This window comes from Flavobacterium flavigenum, from assembly GCF_027111255.2.
In the GTDB taxonomy this organism is placed as follows: domain Bacteria; phylum Bacteroidota; class Bacteroidia; order Flavobacteriales; family Flavobacteriaceae; genus Flavobacterium; species Flavobacterium flavigenum.
The window spans coordinates 3,718,503-3,732,949 of the sequence record NZ_CP114285.2 but is presented as its reverse complement, the minus strand read 5'-3'; the positions used below and the strand labels follow the sequence as shown (position 1 = coordinate 3,732,949).

At 33.2% G+C, this 14,447-nt stretch carries 12 protein-coding genes; 8 read left to right on the top strand and 4 right to left on the bottom strand.

Annotation, left to right across the window (positions count from 1 at the left end; translation table 11 throughout):
* Positions 1 to 43: 43 nt before the first annotated feature.
* On the bottom strand, positions 44 to 694 hold the full coding sequence (locus OZP09_RS15440) for a 4'-phosphopantetheinyl transferase family protein (RefSeq protein WP_269234626.1): 651 nt from the start codon (positions 692 to 694) through the stop codon (positions 44 to 46).
* Positions 695 to 987: 293 nt separating this feature from the next.
* Here OZP09_RS15440 and ahcY point away from each other — a divergent pair, with 293 nt between their 5' ends.
* The 7 genes from ahcY to OZP09_RS15405 all read left to right on the top strand — a co-directional run bounded on the left by ahcY (position 988) and on the right by OZP09_RS15405 (position 6,901).
* Positions 988 to 2,304 carry an adenosylhomocysteinase gene (gene ahcY, locus OZP09_RS15435; RefSeq protein ID WP_269234625.1) on the top strand — a complete coding sequence of 439 codons (1,317 nt, stop codon included), beginning with the start codon at positions 988 to 990 and terminating at the stop codon, positions 2,302 to 2,304.
* Between the two features lie 118 nt (positions 2,305 to 2,422).
* The gene (locus OZP09_RS15430) at positions 2,423 to 2,881 is read left to right on the top strand and encodes a hypothetical protein (protein WP_281309624.1); all 459 of its coding nucleotides are present in this window, start codon (positions 2,423 to 2,425) and stop codon (positions 2,879 to 2,881) included.
* 110 nt (positions 2,882 to 2,991) lie between these two features.
* Complete coding sequence (locus OZP09_RS15425; RefSeq protein ID WP_269234622.1) at positions 2,992 to 4,071, top strand: WG repeat-containing protein; 1,080 nt, start codon at positions 2,992 to 2,994, stop codon at positions 4,069 to 4,071.
* 258 nt (positions 4,072 to 4,329) lie between these two features.
* Positions 4,330 to 5,172 carry a bifunctional helix-turn-helix domain-containing protein/methylated-DNA--[protein]-cysteine S-methyltransferase gene (locus tag OZP09_RS15420; RefSeq protein WP_269234621.1) on the top strand — a complete coding sequence of 281 codons (843 nt, stop codon included), beginning with the start codon at positions 4,330 to 4,332 and terminating at the stop codon, positions 5,170 to 5,172.
* 73 nt (positions 5,173 to 5,245) lie between these two features.
* Positions 5,246 to 5,959: a 2OG-Fe(II) oxygenase gene (locus OZP09_RS15415; protein WP_281309623.1), complete on the top strand. Its 714-nt coding sequence runs from the start codon at positions 5,246 to 5,248 to the stop codon at positions 5,957 to 5,959.
* A 101-nt stretch (positions 5,960 to 6,060) separates the two neighbouring features.
* A complete protein-coding gene (locus tag OZP09_RS15410; RefSeq protein WP_269234620.1) occupies positions 6,061 to 6,306 on the top strand; it encodes an Ada metal-binding domain-containing protein in 246 nt (81 codons plus the stop codon).
* Positions 6,293 to 6,901, top strand: a complete 609-nt coding sequence (locus OZP09_RS15405; protein ID WP_269234619.1) for an alpha-ketoglutarate-dependent dioxygenase AlkB family protein — start codon at positions 6,293 to 6,295, stop codon at positions 6,899 to 6,901. Before OZP09_RS15410 ends, OZP09_RS15405 begins: the two co-directional genes overlap by 14 nt.
* Before the next feature lie 84 nt (positions 6,902 to 6,985).
* Here the strand turns inward: OZP09_RS15405 and OZP09_RS15400 are convergent, their stop codons facing one another.
* The 3 genes from OZP09_RS15400 to gldJ form a co-directional block, all read right to left on the bottom strand.
* Positions 6,986 to 7,225: a hypothetical protein gene (locus OZP09_RS15400; protein WP_269234618.1), complete on the bottom strand. Its 240-nt coding sequence runs from the start codon at positions 7,223 to 7,225 to the stop codon at positions 6,986 to 6,988.
* A 56-nt stretch (positions 7,226 to 7,281) separates the two neighbouring features.
* Complete coding sequence (locus OZP09_RS15395) at positions 7,282 to 8,568, bottom strand: UDP-N-acetylmuramoyl-tripeptide--D-alanyl-D-alanine ligase (protein ID WP_269234617.1); 1,287 nt, start codon at positions 8,566 to 8,568, stop codon at positions 7,282 to 7,284.
* A 113-nt stretch (positions 8,569 to 8,681) separates the two neighbouring features.
* Complete coding sequence (gldJ, locus tag OZP09_RS15390; RefSeq protein WP_281309622.1) at positions 8,682 to 10,370, bottom strand: gliding motility lipoprotein GldJ; 1,689 nt, start codon at positions 10,368 to 10,370, stop codon at positions 8,682 to 8,684.
* A gap of 213 nt (positions 10,371 to 10,583) precedes the next feature.
* On the opposite strand from gldJ, the gene porU reads away from it, so the two are divergent.
* Positions 10,584 to 14,420: a type IX secretion system sortase PorU gene (porU, locus tag OZP09_RS15385; protein WP_269234616.1), complete on the top strand. Its 3,837-nt coding sequence runs from the start codon at positions 10,584 to 10,586 to the stop codon at positions 14,418 to 14,420.
* The last annotated feature ends 27 nt before the right edge of the window (positions 14,421 to 14,447 follow it).

Here is a 14,447-nt window from a genome sequence, read left to right as displayed (position 1 = left end):
AGATTGTGGAAAATTGGAATTTTGAATTTGAAAATTTTGAATTTTACTTTTCAAAAGCATAGACCAAAGTAAAATTCCCTTCAAAATTATCGGATTGAATTTCCTTGTAATGCACATCAAAATCTTTTATTAAGTCATCAAAATGCAGACTTGCACTGGTTTGGGGTTCGTCTAAAGAAAAATCCTCAACTAAAATATGATCTTTAAAACTGATTCCTTTTTCGTTTCTGATTTTAAAAATGGCTTCTTTGGCTCCCCAGATTACCGTTAATTTCTTTACGTATTCTTCTGTAAGATCAGGATTTAAATAATCGCATTCGTAATCAGTAAATTTATCTGCGATTCTCTGAATTTTTTCACGCTGTAACTCCATGTCGATTCCAACGGTTTCGTGGCTGATTATTATCGCAGCAAAATGATAAGAATGTGTGATGGATATATGATTATGACAATCGAAATACGGTTTTCCGAATTCGTCATAATGCAGATCTTTATCTGTAAAACCCATCTCCTGAATCAGCATTCGCACGCTGAGAAATGCACGCTGATGCATTTGAGATTTCATTCCGTCCAGTCTTTTTTGCGTTTTTTCTTTTAAGGTTACCCTGCTGTACAATTCATCAAAAGATTCGGTGATTTCCCAAATCAAAATTCGGGTATTTTCATTGCATTGTATGGTCTTAAATAAAGGCATTTCTTTTAATTCTAAATTTATGAATGGTAAATTATTAATTATTCACTTTGTCTGAAAACTGAATTTGTAATTTAACGTTGTTGGTTTCTAGCCCTGATGGGAGCGGCATCCTTTTGTGGCGGGGTTCGCCGCAAAAGATACAGTGGACAGCAGGATTAGCTTCTAAAAGCCATTATTTCTAACATTCTAAAGATTAATAAATTAAACATTTCATAAATCTGATAGAAAGTAGCAAAATTCAAAAGCTATTATGTAAATTTGCAAAAAATTATACATATACAAATATACTATAAATGAGTACTACAACTACGCCATATGTGGCTTTCAAAGTAAAAGACATTTCTCTGGCTGCCTGGGGAAGAAAAGAAATTGAACTAGCTGAAGCTGAAATGCCAGGTTTAATGGCACTTCGTGCTGAATATAAAGATGAGCAGCCCCTTAAAGGAGCTCGTATCGCTGGATGTCTTCACATGACGATTCAGACTGCTGTATTAATCGAAACTTTAATCGCTCTTGGTGCAGAAGTTACCTGGTCTTCTTGTAACATTTTCTCTACTCAGGATCAGGCTGCTGCTGCAATTGCTGCTGCCGGAATTTCTGTTTATGCTTGGAAAGGTCTTAACGAAGAAGAATTTGACTGGTGTATTGAGCAGACTTTATTTTTTGGTGAAGACAGAAAACCATTGAACATGATCCTTGATGATGGTGGAGATTTAACAAACATGGTTATCGATCGTTTCCCGGAATTGGTTCCTGGAATCAAAGGTCTTTCTGAAGAAACTACAACTGGTGTTCACAGACTTTACGAAAGAGTAAAAGCCGGAACTTTACCAATGCCTGCAATCAACATTAACGATTCTGTTACTAAATCTAAATTTGACAACAAATACGGATGTAAAGAATCTGCTGTAGATGCTATTCGTCGTGCAACTGACTTAATGTTGGCTGGAAAAAGAGTTATTGTTTGCGGATACGGTGACGTAGGAAAAGGAACTGCTGCTTCTTTTAGAGGTGCAGGTTCTATCGTGACAGTTACTGAAATCGATCCAATTTGTGCTTTACAAGCTGCAATGGACGGTTATGAAGTTAAAAAATTAGATACTGTAATTGCTAATGCGGATATCATTATTACAACTACAGGAAACAAAGATATCGTTGTGGGAAGCCACTTCGAAAAAATGAAAGACAAAACTGTTGTTTGTAACATCGGACACTTTGATAACGAAATCGACATGGCCTGGTTAAACAAAAACCACGGTGCGTCTAAAATCGAAATCAAACCTCAGGTTGACAAATATACTATCAACGGAAAAGATATCATTATCTTGGCAGAAGGTCGTTTAGTAAACCTTGGTTGTGCTACAGGTCACCCAAGTTTTGTAATGAGTAACTCATTCACCAACCAGACTTTAGCTCAAATCGAATTATGGAACAACAGTGCTGCTTACAAAAACGAAGTTTATATGTTGCCAAAACATTTAGATGAAAAAGTGGCTGCTTTGCACTTAGCTAAATTAGGCGTTGAATTGGAAACTTTACGTGAAGATCAGGCTGCTTATATTGGTGTTGAAGTTCAGGGACCATTTAAACCAGAATACTACAGATATTAGTATTACGTTTTTAGTACTAAAAATTAAGACAGAACCCTTACAGAAATGTGAGGGTTTTTCTTTTTGATGTGTCCCTATTTCAAAATATAAGTATATTTTTGAAAACCAAAACTAAATTATGAAAGCACGTCTGACTTTATTATTAATCATCATACTACCTCTTTTTACAATTGCACAAAATTCTAATGAACCTGAATTGCAACATACACTTTATCCATGGATGGAACCTAAACTTTCAAAAATGGAGCCTACAAAACGTCTTACCAAAGGCAACGTAGAAAGAGCAAAAAAAAGAATTAAACAAGAAGAAGAAAATTTAATAAAACTTGGACAAAAAGAATGGGAAATAGAATTGGACTTAAAAGCAAAACGTGAAAATTTAAAGCAGCTTGAAAATTTACAGGTAAAAAGAAATGATCCTGATCTTCAAAAAAACATAGAAAAAATAAGGGCCAAAATTGTAAAAACAGAAGAAAAATTAAATAAAGCCAAAACCAAAGTTGAATTAAGTACCAAAGCATTAAATGAATATGAAATAGCTTTAAAAGACGCAAGACTTAAAAAATACGGTTCTTAAACATTTATAACCCGACAGGTTTTAAAAACCTGTCGGGTTTTGTTTTTGAATCTGATTAGAATATTTAGTTTTCAAAAACGTTTTTATATATTTATTATAAATATCCTTTTATGAAAAATTGTCATTTGCTATACTTATTTGCATTTATACATTGTTTTGCATTTGCTCAAAACAATGACATCTGGACTTCATTTCCAAATAAAGACACAACCCTTATTGGTTTTAAAGACAAAAATGGATTAATCAAAATAGAACCAAAATTTACAGGTTTTACAACTGCCCGTAAATTTGAAAACATAATTGCTGTTACCGAGGAATTTAACAACGGCTGGAAAAGTTATTATTTAACCAAAACCCGGAAAATAGTTGGTCGCGACAGTTTATATGTATTTGACAATAGTCCAGATTGCGAAAATGAAGGTTTTATCCGTTTTAGAGACCCCAAAACCGACAAAATGGGGGTATTCGATGGCGAAGGAAAAATTGTAATTCCTGCTGATTATAGCAATCTGACCAAAGTCAGGAATGGAATGATCATTGCTTTAAAAGATGCTGTTAAAGAACAAGACGGTGAACATTTCTTCTGGAAAGGCGGAAAAGAATTTTTAATCGATATCAACAACAAAGTCCTTATTGAAAATTTCTCATTCAATGACGATTTGAATTTTTATTCTTTAAAAAAATCAAAAGAACCCACTAAGGACGAAACCAGAGACAATTTTCTTGGGGTTGACGGACAATATTATTCATTTATTAATTATGATAAAGAATTTAAATATTGGATGAAAAACACTTTGCTTTCTAATTTATCGAAAACCAATTTAGAAAAACATTCTTTTGATAAAATCACCTATTGGAAAGAACCTAATGGCTGGATCAGCGAACCGAAAACTAAGTTTATCAATCAGAATTTTACTTATTTAAAATTAAAACTACAAGAACTAAAAAATCCAAAAACCGATTATTTTGTATCGACTGACGGATTAAATCAATTTATTTTTGAATCGAGTGAATATGAAATTTATTTTAATAATTGCAACGAATCAAAAGACTGGATGTTTCCTACTATGGATGTTATAATCAATCCAAAAAATAAAGCCGATTTCAAACAAGATCATTTTGAATTTTTAAGAACCGGAAATGGTTATAAATTGATAAGTATATCGACCGCAAAAAATGATTTGAAATAACAATCGGTTTAAAGCGTAATTTGATTAAATTCCTGGTTCAGGAGGTTAATTAAGTTTTATAAATCTTTTTAGAGATACTTGCAGAGATCCTTCCTTTGTCAGGATGCCAAGATTGTGGAAAAACTTTGCGGCTTAGCGAGTTTGCGAGCAGAAAAGACTTTTGAACTTTGCAAATCTTAACGTTTAAAAAACAAAGCAAGTTTCGGATTTTATAGCTTCTAAGACCAATCGATATTTGTATTATAAAATGGAAGGAAGATGAACACACAGGAAACCATCAATTATAATCGTATCGCCGAAGCTATAGATTATATTAAAGCTAATTTTAAAGATCAGCCCAATCTGGATGAAGTCGCGGAAAAAGTACATTTGAGTCCGTTTCACTTTCAGCGGCTTTTTAGTGAATGGGCAGGCACAAGTCCGAAAAAGTTTTTACAATATACAAGTATCGAACACGCCAAAAAGTTACTCAAAGAAAATCAGGCAACTGTTTCTGAAACTGCTTATGAAACTGGACTTTCGGGAACTAGCCGACTTCATGATTTATTTGTAAATATTGAAGGAATGACTCCGGCAGAATATAAAAACGGAGGAAAAAATCTGGAAATCAATTACAGTTTTGCCGAAAGTCCGTTTGGAAATATTATTGTGGCTTCAACTCAAAAAGGTGTTTGTTTTATGGCTTTCGCCGAAGATGAAACGAACGGATTTATAGCGTTGAAAGACAAATTCCCGAATGCTCAATTTTCAAAAAAACTTGATTTAGCACAACAAAATGCCTTATTTATTTTCCAAAATGACTGGAGTAAATTACATGAAATCAAACTGCATTTAAAAGGAACAGATTTTCAATTGAAAGTTTGGGAAGCTTTACTTAAAATCCCAATGGGACAACTTTGTACGTATGGTTCTATTGCACATCAAATTCAAAAACCAAATGCATCTCGCGCCGTTGGTACAGCAATTGGAAGTAATCCAGTTGCGTTTTTGATTCCGTGTCACCGCGTTATTCAATCTTCTGGAACATTTGGCGGTTATATGTGGGGAAATACCCGAAAAACAGCCATAATTGGTTGGGAAGGCGCACAGATAAATCTTTAAAAATTCAAAAAAATAAAACTCCAAATTCCAATGACTGATCATCATTGTGAATTTACATATTTAAAACTTACTCATGCAAAATATACAATCAAAAATTGCTTCTCAAAATTGGGAAAACATTACCGAATCTATGCACCAAAATGGTTTTGCTATTATTCCTAATATCCTAAATAATGAACAATGCGAAGATTTAAAATTCGATTATGACAATCCAAATTTATATCGGAAAACAGTTGTAATGGAACGTCATCGATTTGGTCTGGGCGAATATAAATATTACAATTATCCATTGCCTGATTTAATTCAGAATCTTCGTTTTTCGATTTATCCAAAACTGGTCCCAATTGCCAATACATGGATGAAAGCTTTGAATATAGATACTGTTTTTCCAAAAACTCACACAGAGTTACTAAAACAATGCCATGATAATAACCAACTGAAAGCAACAGCTTTAATTTTAAAATATGGCAAAGGCGGATTCAATACTTTGCATCAAGATTTGTATGGAGATGTTTATTTTCCAATTCAAATTGTACTTTTTTTAAATGAGCCTGATGAAGAATTTACAGGAGGAGAATTTATTTTAACGCAACAAACGCCAAGAGCACAATCGAAAGCCATTGTTTTAAAACCTAAAAAAGGAGATATATTGGTTTTCACAACCAATTTCAGGCCTGTAAAAGGCACAAAAGGCTATTATCGTGTGAATATTAAACATGGTGTGAGTGAAATTCATTCGGGGGAGCGATACACACTTGGAATTATTTTTCATGATGCTTTATCGTAAATATTTTTTTTCGCCACGAATTCACAAATTATTTCTAAAATTAATGTGGATAGAATTATTTTAATTCGTGGAATTCGTGGCAGAAAACAACACACAACAATATGCTTCAACACAACAAAATTTCCGATTCCGATCTTCGGAATAAGATTAAAAAAGACGAAATTTGCTTCGGTGGCAACCAAAAACTAAAAATCTACGGGACTCTAAAATGCTCTTCCGGAAAAAGGATGAAACGTGAAAATCGTGTTTTCTTTTTATCTGAAAATGAAGCCAGAGAAAATGGTTTCAGACCTTGCGGACATTGTATGAAATTGGAATATCAAAAATGGAAAAATGGACTTATTTAATCCTGAAATAAACGAAACCACTAATCTGCTTCCAAAAGAAGGAACGGTGAATTATTATGGAAAATGCTTCTCCAGACAAGAAGCCGATTTCTACCGTGATATTTTATTGAATACAATCGAATGGAAAAATGACAAAGCCATCATCTTTGGGAAATTAATTTTAACCAAACGAAAAGTAGCCTGGTACGGCGATCAGGAATTTGAATACACATATTCGAATACAACCAAAAAAGCATTGCCCTGGACGCCAGAACTTTTAGAATTAAAGAAAATCATTGAAAAAAAAACAGGTGAAACTTTTAATTCTTGCCTGCTGAATTTATATCATTCAGGCGAAGAAGGAATGGCGTGGCACAGCGATGCCGAAAAAGATTTGAAGAAAAATGGAGCAATTGGATCAGTAAGTTTTGGTGCCGAACGCAAATTTGCTTTCAAACATAAAGAGACAAAAGAAACGGTTTCTATGATTTTGGAACACGGAAGTTTATTGGTTATGAAAGATGAAACTCAAACGCATTGGTTACATCGTCTTCCTCCAACAAAAACAACACAAAAACCTAGAGTAAATTTGACTTTCAGAACTATTGTGAGATAGATTGTTATTTCTTTTTTGAAGCGACATTTTCATACGAACGTATTAAAGCACCTTCAAACATTTCAGGTCTTACCTTTGAAAGTTCTACAATTGTCCATCCTTGCTTTCCCCATTTATTCGGAACTGGATAAAAAATAATTTCACTTGATGCACAAAAACGGATTGATCAATTTCATTTAATTTTAAAACAGCCGTATTGTTCTTTTCATCAAAAGTCGCAACTATTTTTTTGTTTATACGAAAAGATTTTTTTTCAAAATGAGGCTCTTCTGCAACATCATGAAGAGATAAAGCTAATTTTCTAAATGTTTCAATTAAGACCATAATTCTAGTTTAAATTCAAATTAAAGGTCTTAATAGAATCATTAAAAGCCCAAATATTATAGAAATTCCAAAGTTCTTTCTAATGCCATACCACGTGATCCCTTAATCAGGATAATACTTGATTCTTTGGGTTTATTAATTTTTAAATATTCAGAAAAATTATCAAAGGTTTCAAAAAAATGAAGATTTTCTTTAGAAATACGATTTTCATAAAACGATTTTCCAATCAAATAACAAATAGATTTCTGTTGCTTTGCTAAAGAATCAACAATAATTTTATGCTCTTGCATGCTTTCACTTCCAAGCTCAAACATGTCACCTAAAACCATTATTTTATCAGGATTATCTAATTGTAAAAAATTAGTTATTGCTACAGCCATACTGCTTGGGTTAGCATTATACGCATCCAGAATAATTTCAAATGATTCCTTTTTTAATAACTGAGATCTATTATTGGTTGGAGTATAGTTTTCAATTGCTGATTTAATATCATTTTTTTCAACTTTGAAATGTTTTCCAATAGCAACGGCAGCATTAATATTGTTGGCATTATAAAGACCGATCAAATTAGATTTTACAAAAAAATCATCATAATGAATCAAAACAAACGGATTTGCTTCTATTGAGAGAATATTAATATCAGCATGACTATTATTTAATCCAAATGTAAAAGATTTAATTTTTTTAGATTTTTCAATCTGAATAGCGTCATCTAAATTAACAAAGGCCAATTTATCGTTTTCAAGCAAGTATTTATACATCTCGCTTTTTCCTTCAATTACACCTTCGACACCTCCAAAACCTTCTAAATGCGCTTTACCAAAATTTGTAATATAGCCATAATCAGGCTGGGCTATTGAACATAAAAACTCAATTTCCTTTTTATGATTAGCACCCATTTCTACAATTCCAATTTCGGTTTCTCTGCCAAAAGACAATAATGTTAACGGAACACCAATATGGTTATTTAAGTTCCCAACAGTTGCCATAGTTTTATATTTCTGTGCCAAAACAACATTTATTAGTTCTTTTGTTGTTGTTTTACCATTGCTCCCGGTTAATGCAACAATCGGAATTTTTAAATATTGTCTGTGAAATTTTGCCAACTCCTGTAATGTTTCTAAACTATTTTTTACCAGAATTGTTCTTTCGTCAATTAAATAAGACGGATTATCAATTATTACAAATAAAGCCCCTCGTTCTAAAGCTTCCTGAGCAAAAGTATTAGCATCAAAATTTTCTCCCTTGATAGCAAAAAACATCGAGTCTTTTTCAATTTTGCGCGTATCAATTGAAAGAGATTTACATTTTAAAAATAAGTTATGAATTTCTTTAATATTCATTTTATAAGCATTTATTTATATTATAAAAATAGAAAAAAAACAATAAAAAAATCCAAATCCCTTACTGAAGTCAGTTTTGGAATTTGGATTTTTTTTATTGGAATTTTTAAAATTTAATTCCTTGGTGATTTTCTTCTTTCAGTTTTAGCACCTACTCTAGACATCGCACATCTAAAACCGATGTAGTCAGTAGCCATATCCTGAGGAAAATATCTTCTTTGTGCAGGATCTAACCAGTAAGCTCTGTCTCTCCATGAACCCCCTTTATAAACTCTTGCATTATCGTTTATTAAAGTTGTTCTTTTGCTTGAGTTATCGTATTTTCTTACCATGTTACCTAAACTATCTGTTGTAACATTATGTACTGGAGAATTATACATTGTTTCTTTTTTAGCATCATCAGCTGATTCAGAGTCTCCAAAATCATAGTATCTTGAAGATTGTTTATCTCCATCTCTATAATTTATGTTATCACTTTTGCTAAAATTCTGTCTCAAATACGTTTCATTTTCATCAACCGGAACCTGAGCTATTTCTCCAGGTAAATTTGTAGCAACTAATTTACCATTACTTAAAGTGGTATATTTGATATTATCTTTTGTAATAATTTCTAATTTACCGTCTTTACCAATTTTATTTTTAGCATATTGATTTCCTCTGTAATAGTTAAAATCATTTGCTTCGTTATCGATTATTGGTCTGTACACGTCAGCAACCCATTCTGCTACGTTACCTGCCATATCGTATAATCCAAAATCATTAGCAGGATAGCTTTTTATCTTATTTGTAATATCTGCACCATCATCAGACCATCCAGCAATTCCGCCATAATCACCATTACCTTGCTTAAAGTTAGCCAATTGATCACCTCTGTTTTTACGTTTCGCAGAACGAGTATAATCTCCAGACCAAGGGTATTTCTTTTGACCTTTATAGATGTTGTATTCTCTCTGTCCAACATCAGCTGCAGCTGCATATTCCCATTCAGCTTCTGTTGGAAGTCTGTATTCAGGCAAAATAATACCTGAAGAACGCTGTGCATAAACATTTTTCTGCTCTTCTACAGTACCATCTTTACCTTTTTTAGGTCTTCTGCCATTTGGGCTTTTCTTTAAAACAATCTCTTCACTACCTCCATAAGAAGTAGATGGGGATGCAAGATATGCTTCAGTATTGAACAAACTTTCAGCACTAACATCTTGTGTTTTAGCACCTCTTTTAATATATCTTTCTTTTTCTAAAACAGCTTCGTTAACACGGTCTGTTCTCCATTTGCTAAATTCAACTGCCTGAATCCAATTAACACCAACTACAGGATAGTCAGCATAGGCAGGATGTCTTAAATAGTTATTTGTCATCGTTTCGTTGTATCCTAAACGATTTCTCCAAACTAAAGTATCAGGAGATGCACCGGCGTAGATGTTTTTGTAACTTTCTTCTGTAGGTGGGAAAACTTTTTTAAGCCATTCAAGGTATTCTAAATACATACCATTCGTAACTTCCGTTTCATCCATGTAAAATGACTGAACGTGTTGTTGAGTTGGTGTGTTATTCCAATCGTGCATAACATCATCCTGTACTTTACCCATAGTAAATGTACCTCCTTCAACGAAAACTAATCCAGGACCTGCCTGTTGTTTTTTTCCTGCATTTCTAGCAGCTGTTCCGTTCTGACTATCAACATCCCAACCTGTTGCTCTTGAACCGCGGCTAGAACTTGATTTTTTGCTACAACTAGCCGTGCCCAACATCAATACTATTGACATCATTACTTGCAAGGCTACAATTTTGTTTACTTTCATACTCATTCTTAGGTGATAAATTTAGGTGCTGCAATATAATAATTAACATTTAATTAGCAACATCTGTTCTAATAATTTTATTTAGCTGTTTTTTACCAGAAAATAACCTATAGTTTCGAAACGCAAAAATATACTTTTTATTATTACTATTACATTAAATACTATATTTTTACTTATTAAAATATTTTTAAATTAATTTCGTTTTCTTTCACTATGAAACAAGCCATTTTTTTATATCTTTTTCTTGTACCTTTTTTGCTTTTTTCCCAGAAAAATGGGAGCCTCACGATAGATTGGCAAAATAAAAAAGAAATGAGTTTTGGTGAATTAAAAGTAAATATACCTTACTTTACAGGTGATAATTTCCGATTTGACATTACAAAAAAAACCATAACATTATTGTTTAGTCCAAAATATTCGGATTATTCAAGCGGCAATGAAGTTCAGATTACGAATGTTATTTATGAAACTGTTTCGGCTGATGATTTAGGCGATTTATCATTAGCAAACATATCCAAACAACCTAACGAAACACTTCAAATAACCATTTCAAGAGATCAAAAACAAGGTTTTATCTCTTTGTCTCCAATTGTATCGGAAGGAAGCAGTTTTAAAAGAATCAGATCATTTTCTTATTCAATAAACAGCAATTCATCAAAAAACAGTAGCTCTACTTCTACTTTGAAATCAAATGTTATTTCAAATTCGGTTTTATCCTCCGGAGACTGGTACCGCTTTTATGTAGAAAAATCAGGTGTATATAAAATCTCAAGGTCTTTTTTACAAAGCCTGGGTTTTGATGTAAGCAAAAGTGATCCGCGAAAAATAAAAATCTACGGAAACGGAGGAAGAATGCTTCCATTATCTAACAACAGTTATTATCCTGAAGATTTAACGGAAAATGCGATTGAGGTCATTGGTGAAAATGACGGGACTTTCAATAATGAAGACTATATTCTTTTTTACGCTGAGGGAATCAACAATTGGAGTTCAGAAAGCAAAACCAATATTAACTTATACGCCAACAGGTCATATTATTATATTACTGCACAGGGAAGCGATGGAAAAAGGATTCCTAATATAATACAGCCTTCCGGAAACAGCACTTTAGAATTAACTACCTTCGACGACCATCAGTTTCATGAAGTAGACTTAATTAATATTGCACATACGGGACGTCAATGGTTTGGAGAATCTTTTGAAATCAAAAACGAACAGGAGTTTGAGTTTAATTTTCCAAATTTTGAGTCCGGTTCACCAATAAAAATAGAAATTGTCGCAGCGGCTGCAGCATTCACCAGCACTTCATTTAACGTTTCTGGCAACGGACAAAATATTGGAAACCTATTTTTTAGCCAAATTAACAATAGTTCTGATGAGAAATTTTACACAGGAAACCTGCCTGCTAATACTACTTTTACAGGATCTGAAAACGTAAAAATAAAACTCATTTATAACAACAACGGAGTACCAGGTTCTAAAGGGTACCTTGATTATATTAACTTAACAGCAAAAAGAAAACTAACTGGCTACAGCAAGCAATTCCAGTTTCAATATGATCAGGCTGGCTCAACAACCGGTATTGTTAATTATAATATTTCGAACGCTTCAGGCATTTCACAAATTTGGGATATTACAGACCTATATAATGTATCGAAAATTGAAAACACCAATTTAAACAATTTAAGCTTCAAAGCTTCTCTAGGTGAAATTCGAAAATATATTGCCGTTGACCCATCCGATTACTACAGTCCTTTAAAAGAAACCCAGTCTAAAATTGCAAATCAAAACTTAAAGGGGGCACTTTTTAAAAATGCCCAAAATAATTTTCAGGATATTGATTATTTAATTATTACTCCAAAGTCTTTTCTTTCACAAGCTGAAAAACTGGCAACCTTCCACAGGTCTTATTCAAGTTTAAATGTAAAAGTTGTCATCCTTGAAAATATCTATGAGGAGTTCTCTTCAGGAAAACAAGACATAGCAGCAATCAGGAATTGCATCAGGTATGTATACCAAAATGCTTCTTCATCTAATAAAAAGGTAAAGTACGTAAACCTGTTTGGTGATGCTTCATTTGATTATAAAAATCGCATTTCCAACAATACCAATATTGTACCAATATATCATTCTTTAAATAGTAACACAATTGGAGAATCTTGTTTTGCATCTGATGATTTTTACGGATTAATGGATGATAATGAAGGAAACATAACTTCTTTTTATGGAGGAATAGATATTGCAACCGGCAGGATGCTAGTTGCAGACCATGCACAGGCAGAAGAAATGGTTAATAAAGTGATAGAATATCACAATATTAAATCTTACGGAAACTGGCGAAACAATGTCGTTTTAATTAGTGACGATTCTGACAAAGCTTCTGATACTACACTGCAGTCACGTCAAAACACTTTGGCTGATAAAATTGCCACTGAAAAACCATTCTTAAATGTTGAAAAAATCCTTATGGATTCTTATACGCAAGAGGCATCGGCAGGAGGCTCAAGATACCCAAAAGCAAAAACAGATCTTTTTGATGCCTTTGAAAAAGGCGCGTTAGTCTTTAATTACTTAGGTCACGGAGGAGAAGATGGCTTATCCAGTGAGAGAGTTTGGGGAAAATCAGATGGCCAAAACTTAAACAATCAATATAAATACCCCTTATTTATAACCATAACCTGCGAGTTTTCGCGTTTTGATGACCCAACCCACCCTACAGCCGGCGAATATACTTTTTGGAACCCAAAAGGAGGAGCTATAGCAATGCTAACTACTATACGTTCAATCGGACAATATAATGCTGAAAATTTTAATGATGTTCTAACTAAAAACCTGCTGTCTTTCGGTTCTAATCAATACATAACTATTGCAGAGGCACTTCGGATTTCAAAAAATGAAAACCCGAGTTCATCCAGTAATGTTGTTTTTTATTTAGGTGACCCAGCGATAATGCTTGCAATTCCCAAACCCCGAATTAACTTAACAAAAGTAAATGACGTACCGGTTTCAGGAACAATTGAGGACTTTAAATCTTTAGCTAAAATTAAAATATCAGGAGAAATCACCGATGAAAACAACAACCGGTTAAACAATTATAACGGACAGCTTTCAACTGCTATTTTCGATAAACTGGTTACAAATACCACATTAAATAATGACGGTAACAGTCCGCCAATACAATTTAAAACACTAGGTGAAACTATTTTTAGAGGAAACGCCTCTGTGACTAATGGCCAATTTGAATTTAGCTTTGTAGTTCCAAGAGACATTCGAATACCTGTTAATAACGGCAGAATCAGTTTTTATTCAAAAAAGAATGAAGTTTTAGAAAACCAATCCGGCTATAACGACCTCATAAAAATTGGAGGAATTAACGAAAATGCCCCTCAGGACAATATTAGCCCAAAAGTGAAGTTATATATGAACGATGAAACTTTTGTATCAGGAGGAATCACAAATGACTCCCCTTTTCTTTTAGCGTTTCTTGAGGACGAAAATGGAATTAATACAGCAAGCGGAATCGGTCATGATATAGTAGCAATTTTAGATGGAGATGTTAGTAATCCTTATATTTTAAATGACTACTATCAAACAAAATTAGATGATTACACTAATGGAAATTTGCGCTTCCCATTGCGTAATTTAAGCGCAGGAATGCACACTATAAATTTTACCGCTTGGGATGTTTACAACAATCCGGTAACAAGTGAAATACAATTTATAGTCATTGGCGATGAATCGCTTACGTTGACTCACGTTCTTAATTATCCTAACCCGTTTTCTACCTACACACAGTTTTGGTTTTCCCACAACAAGCCTTATGAACCTTTAGATGTTCAGGTACAGGTGATGACAATAACAGGAAAGGTAGTCTGGACAAAAAATCAGATCATTACCACTGAAGGTTTTTTATCAAGAGAAATCACATGGGACGGCAAAGATGATTTTGGAGACAGAATAGGCAAAGGAGTTTATATTTACAAACTTACTGTCAAATCTAGTTTAACAAACAAAAAAGCAGAAAAGTATGAAAAACTTGTTATTCTATAATATATATTTGCAAAACCAACAACATAA